Source organism: Vibrio sp. OPT20 (genome assembly GCF_963889365.1).
Taxonomy (GTDB): Bacteria; Pseudomonadota; Gammaproteobacteria; order Enterobacterales; family Vibrionaceae; genus Vibrio; species Vibrio splendidus.
Map to the genome: position 1 here is coordinate 610,055 of NZ_CAWPOA010000031.1, position 16,173 is coordinate 626,227.

12 protein-coding genes are annotated in these 16,173 nt (G+C 43.5%); 7 read left to right on the top strand and 5 right to left on the bottom strand.

Translation table 11 applies throughout. The features are described 5' to 3' along the window. Positions 1–213 precede the first annotated feature (213 nt). On the top strand, positions 214–1,152 hold the full coding sequence (locus AACR09_RS03950; protein WP_193836029.1) for a glutathione S-transferase family protein: 939 nt from the start codon (positions 214–216) through the stop codon (positions 1,150–1,152). A gap of 93 nt (positions 1,153–1,245) precedes the next feature. Here the strand turns inward: AACR09_RS03950 and pta are convergent, their stop codons facing one another. Together pta and AACR09_RS03960 are read right to left on the bottom strand one after the other, a co-directional pair. Then, complete coding sequence (gene pta, locus AACR09_RS03955) at positions 1,246–3,411, bottom strand: phosphate acetyltransferase (protein ID WP_004734017.1); 2,166 nt, start codon at positions 3,409–3,411, stop codon at positions 1,246–1,248. Between the two features lie 147 nt (positions 3,412–3,558). After that, on the bottom strand, positions 3,559–4,755 hold the full coding sequence (locus AACR09_RS03960) for an acetate kinase (protein WP_004734016.1): 1,197 nt from the start codon (positions 4,753–4,755) through the stop codon (positions 3,559–3,561). A gap of 344 nt (positions 4,756–5,099) precedes the next feature. Between AACR09_RS03960 and yfbV the strand changes: the two genes are divergently transcribed. The 4 genes from yfbV (at position 5,100) to AACR09_RS03980 (ending at position 10,563) form a co-directional block, all read left to right on the top strand. Beyond that, positions 5,100–5,552, top strand: a complete 453-nt coding sequence (gene yfbV / locus AACR09_RS03965; protein WP_004734015.1) for a terminus macrodomain insulation protein YfbV — start codon at positions 5,100–5,102, stop codon at positions 5,550–5,552. 350 nt (positions 5,553–5,902) lie between these two features. After that, complete coding sequence (locus tag AACR09_RS03970) at positions 5,903–6,868, top strand: ABC transporter substrate binding protein (RefSeq protein WP_102492486.1); 966 nt, start codon at positions 5,903–5,905, stop codon at positions 6,866–6,868. Positions 6,869–7,058: 190 nt separating this feature from the next. Further along, on the top strand, positions 7,059–8,906 hold the full coding sequence (gene malZ / locus AACR09_RS03975) for a maltodextrin glucosidase (RefSeq protein ID WP_193836030.1): 1,848 nt from the start codon (positions 7,059–7,061) through the stop codon (positions 8,904–8,906). A gap of 190 nt (positions 8,907–9,096) precedes the next feature. Then, complete coding sequence (locus tag AACR09_RS03980) at positions 9,097–10,563, top strand: GGDEF domain-containing protein (protein WP_193836031.1); 1,467 nt, start codon at positions 9,097–9,099, stop codon at positions 10,561–10,563. 41 nt (positions 10,564–10,604) lie between these two features. On the opposite strand, the gene dusC is transcribed toward AACR09_RS03980, so the two are convergent. Beyond that, the gene (dusC, locus tag AACR09_RS03985) at positions 10,605–11,561 is read right to left on the bottom strand and encodes a tRNA dihydrouridine(16) synthase DusC (RefSeq protein WP_193836032.1); all 957 of its coding nucleotides are present in this window, start codon (positions 11,559–11,561) and stop codon (positions 10,605–10,607) included. Between the two features lie 197 nt (positions 11,562–11,758). Here dusC and AACR09_RS03990 point away from each other — a divergent pair, with 197 nt between their 5' ends. Beyond that, on the top strand, positions 11,759–12,379 hold the full coding sequence (locus AACR09_RS03990; protein WP_193836033.1) for a YecA family protein: 621 nt from the start codon (positions 11,759–11,761) through the stop codon (positions 12,377–12,379). Positions 12,380–12,502: 123 nt separating this feature from the next. Here the strand turns inward: AACR09_RS03990 and dsbB are convergent, their stop codons facing one another. Both dsbB and nhaB read right to left on the bottom strand, forming a co-directional pair. Continuing rightward, positions 12,503–13,012, bottom strand: a complete 510-nt coding sequence (gene dsbB, locus AACR09_RS03995; RefSeq protein ID WP_032545975.1) for a disulfide bond formation protein DsbB — start codon at positions 13,010–13,012, stop codon at positions 12,503–12,505. Between the two features lie 146 nt (positions 13,013–13,158). Beyond that, positions 13,159–14,751 (bottom strand): Na(+)/H(+) antiporter NhaB, encoded by a 1,593-nt coding sequence (gene nhaB / locus AACR09_RS04000; RefSeq protein WP_193836034.1) that lies wholly within the window; start codon positions 14,749–14,751, stop codon positions 13,159–13,161. A gap of 639 nt (positions 14,752–15,390) precedes the next feature. Between nhaB and fadR the strand changes: the two genes are divergently transcribed. Next, the coding region (gene fadR / locus AACR09_RS04005; RefSeq protein ID WP_228010921.1) for a fatty acid metabolism transcriptional regulator FadR at positions 15,391–16,173 on the top strand (783 nt) is incomplete at its 3' end.

The window sequence follows — 16,173 nt, forward strand, 5'->3', positions numbered from 1 at the left end:
AAAGTGGGCTTTTTTTATACTAATACCAATCGTAGTAAATAACTGCTCATCCTAGCTTGTTAAAACGCTCGATAACGGCGTTAGAATTTTTGATTGTAGAATAACTACTAACAGAAAAATTCTCCCTTGTTCTCAAGCCTTTTCTCTGCGCTATTTCTGAACATTTACTTACTGTGATTGGTATAAAAAATTTTGGATGACAGAGGTTTGGATATGGGCAAGTTAGTTGAAGGTGTTTGGCACGATGTGTGGTACGACACCAAAGAAAGCGGTGGTAAGTTTGTTCGTGAAGATGCGGGCTTTCGCAGTTGGATCGAGAACAAAGCTGGTGCGCAGTTTGAGCCAGAAAGTGGTCGTTATCACCTATACGTATCGTTAGCTTGTCCTTGGGCGCACCGTACTCTTATCTTCAGAGAGCTAAAAGACCTAACCGATCACATTGACGTGACGGTCGTCTGCCCAGACATGATGAGTGAAGGGTGGCAAATGGGGCTACCTGAACCTCTATTCGGCCATACTCGTATGTACCAAATTTACACTCAAGCCAAGCCTGATTACTCAGGACGAGTAACGGTTCCAGTGCTATGGGATAAGAAAACCAACACCATAGTGAGCAACGAGTCGTCTGAAATTATCCGCATGTTCAACTCAGAATTTAATGAGTTAACAGGTAACACGGATGATTACTATCCGTGGGAGTTGGCAAAGAAGGTTGATGAGTGGAATGATTATATTTATCCGAACATCAACAACGGCGTTTATCGTACTGGCTTTGCAACCACACAAGAAGCTTATGAAGAAGCGTATGACGCGTTATTTGAGGCGTTAGACAAAGTCGACGCTCACCTTAGTGACCACCGTTATTTAGCGGGTAACGAGATTACAGAGGCAGATTGGCGCTTGTTTACCACTCTGGTTCGATTCGATGCGGTGTATGTTGGTCACTTTAAGTGTAACAAGCAGCGAATTTCAGACTACGTCCATATTCAGGGCTACTTAAAAGAGTTGTACCAAGTAGAGGGTATTAAAGAGACTACTGATTTCTACCATATTAAGCGTCACTACTACTACAGCCACACTGGCATTAATCCGACTCAAGTTGTGCCCAAAGGACCAGCATTAGATTTAGAGTCAGCCCATGGGCGAGGCTAGATTAATCTTAAAAGTATCAAATCACCTTAAGCGTTAGACATAAAAAAACCCTAGATAAGAATCTAGGGTTTTTTGCTTTCTACAAAAGAAAAATTAGTTAATCACTTTTTCTTCAGCTTGAGCTGCTTGGTCTGCTTGGATAGCCGTTAGAGCTACTGTGTAAACGATATCGTCTACTAGAGCGCCACGAGACAAGTCATTTACTGGCTTGCGCATACCTTGAAGCATTGGACCGATAGATACTAGGTCTGCTGAACGCTGTACAGCTTTGTAAGTCGTGTTACCCGTGTTTAGGTCTGGGAATACGAATACTGTCGCTTTACCTGCAACTGGAGAGTTAGGCGCTTTAGAAGCGGCTACGTTTTCCATGATTGCTGCGTCGTACTGAAGAGGACCGTCGATCACTAGATCAGGACGTTTCGCTTGAGCAAGTTTGGTTGCTTCACGTACTTTATCTACGTCTGCACCTTTACCAGATTCACCAGTAGAGTAAGAGATCATAGCAACGCGTGGGTCGATACCGAATGCCGCAGCAGAATCTGCAGATTGGATAGCGATTTCAGCAAGCTGTTCAGCTGTTGGATCTGGGTTGATCGCACAGTCACCGTATACAAGCACTTGATCAGGCAGAAGCATGAAGAAGATTGAAGATACGATAGAAGCATCAGGAGCCGTCTTGATGATCTGGAACGGAGGAACGATTGTGTTCGCCGTTGTGTGAACAGCACCAGAAACTAGGCCGTCAACTTCACCAGCTTCAAGCATCATAGTACCTAGGAATACTGAATCGTCTAGCTTCTCACGAGCGACAACTTCAGTCATACCTTTAGCGCCACGAAGTTCTACTAGACGAGCTACGTAGTTTTCGCGAACTGATGCAGAATCGATGATCTCAACGCCAGCGCCTAGTTCAACACCTTGTTGTGCAGCAACGCGACGAATTTCGTCTGGGTTACCAAGAAGCACACAAGTTGCGATACCGCGTTCAGCACAGATAGAAGCTGCTTTAACAGTACGTGGCTCATCACCTTCAGGAAGAACGATACGCTTAGCCGCTTTACGAGCAAATTCAGTTAACTGGTAACGGAATGCTGGTGGGCTTAGGCGACGAATGCCTTGAGTACCTTCAGATAGAGAATCAATCCAAGGGCCATCGATGTGGCTAGCAACGTGATCGTTAACGAACTCGATACGCTCTTTATCGTCTGCAGGTACTTCTAGGTTGAAGCTCTGTAGGTTAAGAGACGTCTGCCAAGTGTTACCTTGAGCCTTGAAGATCGGTAGACCTGAAGCGAATGCTGGTGCACAAAGGTTAGCAATGCTTTCTGGAATGTCGTAACCGCCAGTCAGTAGGATTGCGCCAATTTCAACACCGTTTTTCGCAGCAAGAGCCGCAGCAACGATAACGTCAGGACGGTCTGCAGAAGTTACTAGCAGTGAACCTGGTTTGAAGTGCTCAATCATGTGCGGTAGAGAACGTGCACAGAAAGTGATGCTCTTAATACGACGAGTTGAGATTTCACCTTCGTTAACGATTTCAGCGTTAAGGTGCTTAGCCATATCAACCGCACGAGTTGCGATTAGGTCGATGCTCCATGGCACGCAGCCAAGAACACGGATAGGGCTAGAATTGAAGATTTGCATTACTTCAAGGTTCGCTTGTTGAGCGCTATCTGCATCATCGAAGATTTCAGAAAGGTCAGGGCGAGTACGGCCAGCTTCATCAACAGGTGCATTCAGTTTGTTAATAATAACACCTGAGATGTTCTTGTTTTTAGTGCCGCCGAAGTTAGAACATGCTACTTCGATGTGCTCTTTAAGCTGAATAGGGTTGTATGTACCCGGAGTCGCAACGAATACGATCTCTGCGCCTAGTGTTTTAGCGATTTCCGCGTTCACTTGGTTAGCAAATGGGTGCTTACGAGTAGGTACTAGACCTTCGATAAGCGTGACTTCTGCATCTTTGTTGATCTTGTTGTATTGCTCAACAACAGACTCTAGAAGCTCGTCCATTTTTTCGCTACCGATCAAAGCTTCAGCTTTAGTCATTGCGATTGGCTCACCAATCTTAATGTCGCTGTTTGCGCTGATGATAGTAGACGTTAAATCAGGTTGGTTACCACCGCTGCGAGGTTGAGCGATTGGCTTGTAGAAAGAAACACTTACGCCCTTACGCTCCATAGCGCGAAGAACACCCATGCTAACACTAGTAAGACCAACACCAGCGCTTGTAGGGATAAGCATAATAGTACGGGACATTGACGAACACCTTTGACTATTGGAAATAAAAAAAGCTCAACTGCTATTCCCACCGATATTTAAATTGGGGTAGGAATAGAAGTTGAGCCCCATTTTCTTGATATGAAAAACTGACTAGCTTCGAGTGAAGCTAGTCAGGAAAATCAATTAAAGACCTGCTAGTTTCGCAGTGTCTTCAGCAATTACTAGCTCTTCATTAGTAGAGATAACCATTGCAGGGATACGGCTGTTAGCTGTAGTGATAGTACCTTCGCCGCCGAAACGTGCTTTAAGGTTAGCTTCGCTGTCAACTTCGATGCCGAAGATGCCTAGGCGGTTAAGAACCATTTCACGGATTGGGCCAGAGTTCTCGCCGATGCCGCCAGTGAAAGTGATTGCGTCTAGACGGCCTTCTAGAGTTGCAGTGTAACCAGCAACGTACTTAGCTAGACGGTGACAGAACACGTCCATTGCACGAGTTGCTTCTTCTTTCTCACCGTAGTTGTCTTCAACGAAACGACAGTCAGAAGTCACTTCAGTTAGACCAGCTAGGCCAGACTCTTTAGTTAGCATGTTGTTGATTTCTTCAACAGAGTAACCAAGAGCGTCGTGTAGATGGAAGATGATCGCAGGATCTAGGTCACCACAACGAGTACCCATTACTAGACCTTCAAGAGGAGTAAGACCCATAGAAGTATCTACAGATTGACCGTTCTTGATAGCACATACAGATGCGCCGTTACCTAGGTGACAGTTGATGATGTTAACTTCTTCAACTGGCTTGTTTAGTAGACCAGCAACTTCACGAGTAATGAACAGGTGAGAAGTACCGTGCATGCCGTAACGACGGATGCCGTGCTCTTTGTACAGGTTGTACGGTAGAGCGTATAGGTAAGACTCAGAAGGCATTGTTTGGTGGAACGCAGTGTCAAATACAGCAACGTTTTGTAGACCAGGGAAGTTCTGTTGAGCCGCTTCGATACCGATAAGGTGAGCTGGGTTATGAAGAGGTGCGAAAGTCGCAGCGTCTTGAATACCCTTAAGAACTTCATCAGTGATAAGTGCAGAAGAAGTGAACTGCTCGCCACCGTGTACGATACGGTGACCGATAGCGCCAAGGTTAGCTTTAAGCTCAGGCTTAGAAGCAAGAATAGTTTCTACCATGAAAGATAGTGCTTCTACGTGAGCTGCGCCCGCGCCTAGTTGTGCTTCATGCTTGCCGTCAAGTTTCCACTTCATACGAGCTTCTGGAAGACCAAGACACTCAGCAAGACCAGTTAGGTGCTCAGCACCTGTTTCTGCATCAACAACAGCAAATTTAAGAGAAGAACTACCACAGTTTAAAACTAAAACTAGCTTAGACATTAATGACTACCTGTTTATTTTTCTGATCGAAATCAGTTAAGGATGAAAATTAATCTCAAGAATAGTCGAAGCACATAGGCTTGCGTACTAACCTTGGTCAAAAAAACGTTAATTTCCGTATTAAAGTGAAAGCGCACTTTTTCAGAAAAAGAGGCTTTTGCATTCCTTGCAGAAGTCGTCTCAAAGTTGCTTAAATTGTAAATAAGGGCAACAATGAGATTGAGGTCTGCAAATAATAGCGATATTGTGCAAATATAACAAAAAAATTTGAAAGAATATTATTTTTCGTCAAATTTTTGTGTTTTTAGTTGATGATTTCAACTTTTTTTTAATGGGAGACTCATATGAGTAATAGAGTTGGTTTAGCGAGCAGTTTAAAAGATGGCCAAAAGTACATGGATCTCTGGCCTGTTCGAAAAGAGTTAAACGCTATCTTCCCTGAACAGCGCATCATTAAAGCCACGCGTTTTGGTGTGAAAGTGATGCCAGCGATAGCTGCTATTAGTATTCTGACACAAATGGTCTTCAACAATTATAATGCGATGCCGCAAGCTGTGGTTATGGCGTTGTTTGCGATTAGCTTGCCACTTCAAGGCATGTGGTGGTTAGGTAACCGTTCGAACACTCAATTACCGCCAGCATTGGTTTCTTGGTATCGAGAGTTGCACGAGAAGATCAGCGAAACTGGTTTTGCATTGGAACCAATGAAACCACGCCCTCGTTACAAAGAGTTGGCGATCATTTTGAATCGCGCATTTCGTCAGCTAGACAAATCTTCAATGGAACGTTGGTTCTAGCAGGTCGTCTTATCTCTCCCTCTAGTCTGAGAACAGTCATACATCATCGATAACTCGTTCTCAGATTTGCTCCTCCCTTCTAATCGTTTCACTTGTCTTTTATTCACTGAGCCTTCCCTTTATCCACATAGCCTTGCCTTTATTTGCCGTGCTTATCTTGTATTCATTGAGTTTCTTACCTTTTAAATTAAACAAACCCGCTTATCCCCGCATAATTCGAACCTTGTTGTATTTTTGTTAAATATCACTTCAAGTTATCAATGGTTACTGGTAATAATGTCAATAGTGATTTTTGATGTTGTTCTCTTCGAGCGAGTAATAACGAGTAGAGCTTGATTTAGGGAGCGATAATGAGTTCTGTAAGAAAGGTATTGGCAGCGGTTTTAAGCTGTCTGTTGTTGCTATGGACTGGCAATGTAGTGGCGAACGTCGCCAAAGTGTCGGTTTCACAAGTTGTCGACCATCCAGATCTGAATGCGACGCGTCTAGGGCTTCTTGAAGGGTTAAGAGCCAAAGGTTACGAACCGGGAAAAAATTTAGAATTCTCCTATGAAATGGCTGATGGTAACCCCGCTCAGGCAGCAAAAATTGCCAGAGAACTAGTCAGCGAAAACCCTCATGTCTTAGTTGGCATCGCGACACCGACTTCGCAAGCTTTGGTTTCTGCGACTCGCTCAATACCGATTGTATTTACCGCGGTTACTGACCCTATCGGTGCAAGGCTTGTTAAACAATTGGATAAACCGGGACGAAATGTCACGGGCCTTTCTGACTTATCACCTATTTCCCAGCACGTATCTCTTATTAAAGAATTACTCCCTAATGCGGATTCAATCGGAGTGGTTTATAACCCCGCCGAGGCAAATGCTGTCGCGTTAGTTGGGCTATTAAAGAAGTCGGCACGAGATTTTGGTTTTACTCTGCACACTGAAAAAGCGCTAACCATCGATGATGTAGAATCAAAAACCGAATCCATTGCTAAGAAGTCTGATGTTATTTACGCATTGACAGATAACACTGTTGCAAGTGGTATCGAAGGGCTTATAGAAGCTGCGAACCGGGCTGGAACGCCAGTGGTTGCCGGAGCGACGTCTTATGTGGGTAAGGGGGCGATAGCTGGCTTAGGTCTAGACTACTATGATGTTGGGGTGCAAACCGCCGATTATGTGGCTGCTATTCTGAACGGACAAAAACCGGGGAAGCTGAGTGTCAAAACTGCACAGAGTTCGCAACTGGTTGTGAATTTGGATGCTGCTCGTGAGCTTGGTGTTACATTGCCTCAATCTGTGATTGATCGTGCGATAGTTAGCCGTTGATGGAGTAATTGAAAATTGGATCTCCTCTTGAAAAATGATCGATTCATTTGATCATTTTGAGAGAAATCGACTTACTGTAAACAAAGTGGATCTACAAAGCGTGATCTACTTTGACTGATGTTATTTTTCTCGTTGTGGTCAAAGAAATTTTTCATATCTTAAGCAAATTAAATATTGCTCGAGAACCGCTATGAAACCTTTTATCTTTCATGCTCAAACCTCCGATTACTTCCACGAAAAAGAGGGTGTGCTAACCGTAACATTAGTGTCTGAACGCACTGACTGGAATAAGGTTCAGTTGAGGCATGAGCCAGATAACGAAGAGTATCTACTCGACATGGTGCAAGTTGGTACTGAAGGGCGGTTGACGCTGTGGCAAGCCTCTTTTCCTGCGAATACAGACAGAAACGTTACGCACTATGCGTTCAAGCTTGTCGATTCAAAAGGACAGTATTGGCTTGATGCTAAGGGCGTCCATAGCCGCGTTGCGAGTCGTGAGTTTCACTTTAAGTTTAATACCCAACATCGCCCACCATCATGGGTGTCGGAGCAGGTATTTTATCAAATCTTCCCTGAGCGATTTTGCAACGGAAATCCGAGTATCAGTGTCAAAGCGGGCGAGTATCGCTTAAAAGAAGATACCTTAGATGTCGTAGTGAAAGAATGGGGCGAGCCTGTCGAAGGACACAATGGAACGGGCGCCGCAGAGTTCTTTGGTGGTGACCTAGCGGGTATTCATAGCAAGTTAGATTACCTGCAAGATCTAGGCATCACCGCGTTGTATCTCAACCCCATTTTTCAGTCACCGAGCAACCATAAATACGACACAACCGATTACTACAATGTCGACTCCCATTTCGGGACCAATGATGAGTTCTCTGCACTTTCAAAAGACATTCACACGCGTGATATGAGAATCGTTCTGGATGCGGTATTTAATCATACTTCGGTTGAGCACCCTTGGTTTGATAAACTGAAAGCCACTGACTCCGGTGCATATGACAACCCAGGTTCGGCATTTCATGACTATTATTTTTTCGACCCCGAAAACACTCAGCAATACGTTAGTTGGAAAAATATTAGCTCACTTCCAGTCTTAAACTTCTCCAATGTTTCCGTGCGAGAACATATATACCAGTCACAAGACTCTGTGATTAAGCACTGGTTAAAAGCACCTTATAACATCGATGGCTGGCGCTTCGATGTGATTCATATGTTAGGTGAAGGGGAGGGAGCCTATAACAACGCACATTATGTGAAAGCATTCCGTGACTCAGCAAAAGCAGAGAACCCTGAAGCCTACATCTTGGGAGAGCACTTCTTCGAGGCCACATCATGGTTACAGGGAGAGCAAGAAGACGGGTCGATGAACTATTATGGATTTGCTCACCCAGTTCGTGCGCTATTGGCAAAGCAAGACATCGCGTATGAGCCGATTGATATTGATATGTTGGCTTTTTCTGATTGGTTAGCTGAAGCGAGAGCTAAGGTTCCTTGGTTGAATCAATTATCGCAGCTAAATCAACTGGACAGTCATGATACGGCTCGACTGCTAACACTTCTAAATGGTGACCAAGCTAAGCAAAAACTGGCGCTGACGTTACTGTTTACTTATGTCGGAACTCCATGTTTGTACTATGGGACAGAAGTGGGATTAGAAGGTGGTCAAGACCCAGACAATCGAAGGTGCTTCCCGTGGGATAAAGAAGATACTTCGCATTGGTTCCCTTTCCATCAAGCGTTGATAAAACTAAGAACAGAACGCCGCAGCTTACAAAGTGGTGCTTACCTAGAGTTATATTGTGATGCTGAGACGTTAGTGTTTACTCGTTGCCTTAGGGGGGAAAAGACACTGGTTGTGCTCAACCTATCTCAAGGTGAAAAAGTGTTGTCTTTACCTATGTGGATGCTCGGACAAGAACAAGGAGAGTTGGTTAATTTGCAAGGCAAGGAGAAGAGCTTTCCGATTGCTAACGGTGCCGTTGATATTCTTGTTCCAGCGATGCAAGCGAAGATTTTTGATGTGGTAAATCTTTGAATTTTAAAACGACTTAAACAATTTCATCTAACCCTGCTCAATGCAGGGTTAGTTTTTTAAAGGAGTCGATTGTTCAATGATACGGCCTGATTCATATCAACTTACACTCTTTTACCTCGAGGAAAATGTCCATTAATGTAATAATATTAATGGAGTAAATGAAAACAGCTGATCGCTAAGAGCACATTATATGAAAGTAAACAGGCACTTTAGCCTTACCTTTGTCTTCGGGTTTCCCGCAGTGATCGCCGCGATGCTACTTGGCCTAATAGGAAAGAACCACTTTGACGCGGTAGAAAAAGACATCTGCAGCGAATTCAACCGTATTGAAGATGTGTTCAAAGGAACCACTAAAGTTGTCACCGCCTTAGACTACAGTTTCTCAAATTACTACAAATCCGGTAATCCTCTTTTCCTCGACCACAACAAGCAAGTGGTTGATGGTCTTTGCCGTATTTGGCCTATCGATAGCCTGCTTCTTGCCGATGGCAAAACTACCGACATTCCTTCCGTTGATATTGATTATATGCTGGTCGGTGAAGAATCTTTGTGTACAGAAACCAGCGGTACCTATAAAAGTGCTTCCGAGAAAATAGCTCTAGCACCTATTCTTTCATTTCTCTCTCAACTTGATGAATTCCACAATGGTGTGCATTTTATTGATAAACGCGGATACGTTATTTCGTCACCGGAAGATTTTGCTAAAGGGCTAGGAAAGGAATTACTTTCGACCATCAAAAGCCGTCCATATTGGCAAAGAACCGCTAACAACCCAGATCTACTGACTTTATCTGGCCCTGCATATCGGTTTGACTCCCTTGACCGAATTATTAGTATGACGATTCCCGTGTTCCATCAAGGAGTGCACCAAGGGATGCTCTCAGTAGATATTGATGCTGACAGGTTACTCGCGAGCTCTAATGAGCACCTAGCGGGTCGGATCGATATTATTGATACGACTTTAGCTAACCCGATTGATACGGCCACGTTCTATCACGAGATTAAGCTAGAAGGGGTCGCGTCTCATCATGCGATGTACTACGAGTTGGATCTTGCTAACGAAGTGGAGCACTTTTTCGTTTATGAAAAAGACAGCCTAATCGTCGCTATTATCGTGTATCTGTTCTCGGTTACGATTTTCTTTTATGTTAACTCCAATATTGAACGTGGTTACTTCAAAGAACTAGCAGCTAAAGACCCAATGACCGGGTTATTGAATCGACGAGGCTTAGAAGCGTTCTGGCGCAGCGTAGAGCACGATCAACTGTTTGCCTTAACGGTATTTGATATAGACGATTTTAAGTCAATTAACGATACTCATGGTCACGATAAAGGTGATGATGTGATTCGTTATATGTCACGTCAAATTAGTAACAGTGTTCGAAGTAGTGATGTGGCAGCACGGTTTGGCGGAGAAGAGTTTGTCGTTTATATGAAAGGCGATGATCGTGAGACGCTGATAAGGACACTAGAACGTGTAAAAAATGCGGTCTGCGCGAACTCGGCCGACATTGTTCCTAATGGATTTACGGTATCTGGCGGTGTTTGTATTGTTGAAACAGAGCAAAACAAGCTTAACTTTGAAGAGATATTTAAATACGCCGATGAAAAACTGTACGTGGCTAAGACGACGGGTAAAGACCGGATCGTATTTTAGCCACGCTATGAGGTTCAATATCGCGATAAGGGGGAACTAACTCAAACGGGGTGGTGGTATTCTTCTTGATAACGTTGAAGGCGCTCTACAATAGGTGGCGCTTTTTTGAAAGTACGAATTTCTTTAAATAGTTCGCTCGCTTCAGGGTAGCCTTTACTTAAATAGACAAACCATTGTTTCACTCTATTGGGGTAGTACATGCCTTTATCCCCTTTAATTTGAAACTCGGAATAGCGCAGTAAAAGTGCGATTACTTTGTCCCATGGCATTTTCTGGTGGTTGTGCTTAACAACGTTGCCAAGGTTTGGAATATTAAAAGCGCCGCGGCAGACCATCAATGAATCAACACCTGTAGCTTCTATGCAATCTTGACCATCTTGGTAGTTCCAGATTTCCCCATTAGCAATCAACGGCAGAGAGGTTTTCTCTCTTATTTGATTGATGTAATCCCATTTGATTTCACTGGCTTTATAGCCGCCAACTTTGGTTCTTGCATGCACAGTGAGTTCGTCAGCTTTTGCTTGCTCGATAGCGTCGACAATTTCAAAGCACTCTTCCGGGTGCTCCCAACCCAATCGGATTTTTGCGGACACGGGAATGTGCGCAGGGACAGCTTCTCGACAGGCGTTCACCACTTGATAGATGAGCTCTGGCTCTTTTAGCAGTGAAGCCCCACCATTACTTTTGTTTACCGCTTTTGCTGGGCACCCAAAATTAAGATCAATGCCTTTAGCGCCTAAGTTTGCCGCTTGAAAAGCATTTTCGGCCATCCAGTTCGGGTGTTGCCCTAGAAGTTGCAGATGGATTGGCACACCTGCCATGGTTTGAGAGCCTTGATGCAGCTCTGGGCAAATACGGTGGAACACATGCGGAGGAAGAAGTTGATCAACGACGCGCACAAACTCTGTCACACAGAGATCGTAATCATTGATCTCTGTAAGAATCTCACGCATTAGGTGGTCTAGTACGCCCTCCATAGGGCCAAGTATTACTCGCATGCTGCTTTACCGAAACTGAGTGAACCGAAAAATTCGAGGCGTGATTGTACGGTTTGCTTACAGGATTGTCACTATGAGTATGGTTTACCTGTCTTGAGTGCTCGCTACTCGGCTTGATGATGGTTTATCGCTTAATAGCGACATCTTGGGGAGTATGGCGTTATAATATCGAAAATGCCCCAATATTCAGAGCTTTCATGACATATCAATTATTAAGCCTACCGGAATCAATCACTGACATTACTCCACAGTTCATTGAAGGTTCAATCCTTGCTTCCAACTTAGCGACCAAACCACTCGATCCAGAAGAATGGCTAGCTATCGTTGCACCTGAAACAGGTAAAGAGCTTGTAACAATCGTGACGGAACAGATTAATCGCCAGCACAACCTGATTCAGCGTAGTGAATACTTACTGACAGGCGTACTTGTTGATGGTGACTTTAACGAACAATTCGCGGATTTCGCTGAAGGCTTCATGATGGTTTGGCCAACAGTGGAAAAGCAGTGGCAAAGTGTGACTGTCGCGGATGGTACTCTGCGTATGCTGCAAGCACTCCTAACAACCTTGATGCTTGGGATTGATGAACAACAAACTCAGCAACAAATGGTTGCGGCCGGGCTCGAGAATCCACCAGCGCTTGCCGATTTAATCGATCAGATAGATCTGATGATTTCAGAGGTTGCAATGGCGGCTGATGAGGCGATGCTGGGTAATAAGTCACAGAGTGTGAACCCATTTAAAGATATCGGTCGAAACGACCCTTGCCCATGTGAAAGCGGCAAAAAGTTTAAACAATGCTGTGGCAAAAACAGTTAATCACGGCTTGTTGAGTAACTCAGCTTGAGTGACAGACTTTCTTTAAATGATAAAAATCTTAAGCGATAAAAAAGTCGACCTTGTGGTCGACTTTTTTGTTGTTCTAATTTAGATGATCTAGTGTTAATCGTTTTTCGATTTTACAAATTGAGATATAACCACAAAACCGAAAGCAACCAAGTTACCCGCAAAGATAATCACTAGCCATTGAGGCATTGAAAGCTCTAAGAACTGCCATACCACCTTGCTACAGTCACCGTAAGCTTCAAACATCCACGGAGCCCATTGGTTTAAAGGTGCCCAGCTAGGGAAAGTAACGAATAAATCACAGGTTGCGAAAGGAGACGGATTAAACTGGTAATCGACGTGCTCTAAAGCCAATGTCAAACCTTTGTAGGCGCCAAATCCCCAACCAGCAAGGCCTAACCAACGTGATATCGGGTTATTCGGAGCAATAGCACCAATCATTGCAGCGACACCGATAGCAAGCATAGCAACGCGCTCATAGATGCACATCACACAAGGGCCAAGCATCATCACGTGTTGAAAGAAGAGAGCGCATGCTTCAAAAAAGACAATAAAAGCCAGCAGTAAAAGCCAAGATAAACGTCCCTTAGAGAAGTCTTTGAGCATTGCAAAAAAGTTCACGAATTTAATCCCGTCTATAAAATAAAAAAGCTCTGAATACTCAGAGCTTTTTATCTTGGATAAGTTTCCTAATCAACTAATATTTTTGATTAGTTAGATACACTTATTGTGTTTCGCAACACAATATCGGATTAGTGACCACCAGAGATAACTGGAGCGACAACCTCACCAGTACGCTGAATGATCCAACCTGCATCGTAGAACCAAGCGGTCATCGGCTCAACAAAGAACACGATACCAGCAAGGCCAACAAGAGCCAGTACGATAGTATATGGCAAAGCCATGATAACCATGCGGCCGTAAGACAGTCTAATTAACGGGGCAAGTGCCGATGTTAATAAGAATAGGAATGCGGCTTGACCGTTTGGCGTAGCAACAGAAGGTAGGTTAGTACCTGTGTTGATAGCAACAGCAAGTAGGTCAAATTGGTCACGAGTGATGATGCCTTCAACCAGTGCAGTTTTCACTTCGTTGATGTAAACCGTACCCACAAACACGTTATCTGACACCATCGATAAGATACCGTTGGCCACATAGAACAGTGCGAGCTGTGCGCCTTTATCTTCAACGTGAAGTACTGCATCGATCACTGGCTTAAACAGTCCCTGGTCAATGATTACAGCAACGACAGCGAAAAAGACAGCAAGAAGTGCAGTAAATGGTAGCGCTTCTTCAAAGGCTTTACCCATTGAGTGCTCTTCAATTACACCAGTAAACGCCGTTGCTAAGATGATAACTGAAAGGCCAATCAAACCGACTTCAGCGACGTGAAGCGCAAGGCCTACGATAAGCCAAACTGCGATTGCACTTTGAACCCATAGTTTTGCTACGTCTTGTTTTGTACGGTTTGAGCGTTCTTTGTTGTCAAATTCAACTAAGATTTGGCGAACGTTATTTGGCAGTTTTGCACCGTAGCCAAATACTTTAAATTTCTCTACAAGTGCACAAGTGATAATGCCGCAGATGAATACAGGCAATGTTACTGGCAACATACGGATGATAAATTCACCGAATTCCCAGCCTGCTTGCTTAGCAATCACTAAGTTTTGCGGTTCGCCTACCATGGTCATTACACCACCGAGTGCAGTACCCACACCAGCGTGCATAAGTAGTGAGCGTAGGAAAGCACGGTAGTTTTCTAAATCGTCACGTGTAAGCTCAGAGATCTCTTCATCATGAGTATGATCGTGCGCTGACGTTGTGCCCTTACCTGATGCGACCTTGTGGTAGATAGAATAGAAGCCAACTGCAACGCTGATTACAACGGCGATTACCGTTAGTGCGTCTAGGAATGCTGATAAGAAAGCAGCAGCGATACAGAAAGCGACAGAGAGTAGGACTTTGGATTGAATGCCAAGCAGGATCTTCGTGAAAATGAACAAAAGCAGTTCTTTCATGAAATAGATGCCAGCAACCATGAATACTAATAAGAGTAAAACTGGAAGGTTTGCTTGTAGCTCATGATAAACCATTTCGGGTTTGGTCATGCCAATGGCAACCGCTTGAATTGCCAATAAACCACCCGGTTGAAGAGGGTAGCATTTTAGAGCCATAGCTAGAGTGAAAATAAACTCAACCACTAATAGCCAGCCCGCAACAAATGGGTCAACTAGGAAGAAAACAAACGGGTTGATGATTAAAAAGGAAATGATGGCAAGTTTATACCAATCAGGAGCCTTACCAAGGAAGTTCTTGATAAAAGCGTTTCCGAGAGACATCGGCATGTTAATACTCTTTTATGTTGATTATGAATAGATAAGCAATACAACATTTGAGAATCGAGCTATAGAGGTTGTTAAAAACTATAACTAACAGTGACTTAGAAAAACTACATTCCATGTAATGTTCTGTGGTCTTGCCAAGTCACTCCCTTAGAAACTCAAGCACTGCTAATTTTTGAGCGCAACTCTACTCTTAGATAACATTTAGTCAACAGGAAAACCCCTGTAGCCCTAAAAATACCTCTTTTTTGTTGAGAAACGCGATCAAAGTAGCGCAAGCATACCACTTAAAATGTGATAAAAACCGACTAGAATCAATATTTCAGCGAAATGATTGAAATTAACAGAATAACGACGGTTTATATATGATTATTACAACTTAATATTGCAAATTAATAACTTTGAAATTATGACCAATCTCATTGATTTTAAAGAAAATTTGTTGTGTTAATGGTTTGTTGGAATGGTGGTTTATCGTAGCTTGCATTTCAAACCTAGGGTGCAAACGTGTGCTGAACTTTAGAGTTTTAACTCTACTGGTGTTTTAGAGGAGTAAAATTTTTGAGGGTGTTTCCGCTGGGTGTGAACTAGTGGTATGATGAGTAAATTAGAACAGAATAATTAAATTGGATTGAAGTGTAGATGGTCATTAAGGCTAAAAGCCCGGCAGGATTTGCAGAAAAGTATATCATTGAAAGTATTTGGAATGGCCGTTTTGCTCCAGGTTCTATCTTGCCCGCAGAGCGTGAGCTTTCTGAGCTGATTGGTGTTACACGTACTACGCTTCGTGAAGTACTTCAGCGTCTTGCTCGTGATGGTTGGTTGACAATCCAACACGGTAAGCCAACTAAAGTTAACCAGTTTATGGAAACATCAGGTCTTCATATTCTTGATACATTAATGACGTTGGATGTTGATAACGCAAGCAAAATGGTAGAAGACTTACTTGCTGCACGTACCAATATCAGCCCTATTTTTATGCGTTATGCATTTAAAGCAAATAAAGAAGCTTCTGAGCGTACGATTACTAACGTGATTGAATCTTGTGAAGCTTTACTTGCGGCACCGACATGGGATGAATTCTTAGAGTCTTCCCCGTACGCTGACAAGATTAAACAATCAGTGAAAGAAGACGCAGAAAAAGATGAAGCGAAGCGTCAAACGATCTTAGTTGCTAAAACTTTTAACTTCTACGATTACATGCTTTTCCAACGTTTAGCATTCCATTCAGGTAACCAAATTTATGGTCTGATCTTCAACGGTGTTCGTAAATTGTACGATCGTGTTGGCAGCTACTACTTCTCTAACCCAGAAGCTCGTCGCTTAGCCATGGAGTTCTACAAAGACTTGTTTGTTATTTGTGAAAGTGGTGAGCGTGAAAACTTGCCACTTGTGATTCGTAACTACGGTATCGCAAGCGCACAG

Bases quoted from the DNA above. Each gene is read 5' to 3' on its own strand.
- malZ (WP_193836030.1), top strand. From the start codon at position 7,059: ATGAAACCTTTTATCTTTCATGCTCAAACCTCCGATTACTTCCACGAA.
- AACR09_RS03970 (WP_102492486.1), top strand. From the start codon at position 5,903: ATGAGTTCTGTAAGAAAGGTATTGGCAGCGGTTTTAAGCTGTCTGTTG.
- dsbB (WP_032545975.1), bottom strand. From the start codon at position 13,012: ATGCTCAAAGACTTCTCTAAGGGACGTTTATCTTGGCTTTTACTGCTG.
- nhaB (WP_193836034.1), bottom strand. From the start codon at position 14,751: ATGCCGATGTCTCTCGGAAACGCTTTTATCAAGAACTTCCTTGGTAAG.
- AACR09_RS03950 (WP_193836029.1), top strand. From the start codon at position 214: ATGGGCAAGTTAGTTGAAGGTGTTTGGCACGATGTGTGGTACGACACC.
- AACR09_RS03980 (WP_193836031.1), top strand. From the start codon at position 9,097: ATGAAAGTAAACAGGCACTTTAGCCTTACCTTTGTCTTCGGGTTTCCC.
- AACR09_RS03990 (WP_193836033.1), top strand. From the start codon at position 11,759: ATGACATATCAATTATTAAGCCTACCGGAATCAATCACTGACATTACT.
- yfbV (WP_004734015.1), top strand. From the start codon at position 5,100: ATGAGTAATAGAGTTGGTTTAGCGAGCAGTTTAAAAGATGGCCAAAAG.
- AACR09_RS03960 (WP_004734016.1), bottom strand. From the start codon at position 4,755: ATGTCTAAGCTAGTTTTAGTTTTAAACTGTGGTAGTTCTTCTCTTAAA.
- pta (WP_004734017.1), bottom strand. From the start codon at position 3,411: ATGTCCCGTACTATTATGCTTATCCCTACAAGCGCTGGTGTTGGTCTT.
- dusC (WP_193836032.1), bottom strand. From the start codon at position 11,561: ATGCGAGTAATACTTGGCCCTATGGAGGGCGTACTAGACCACCTAATG.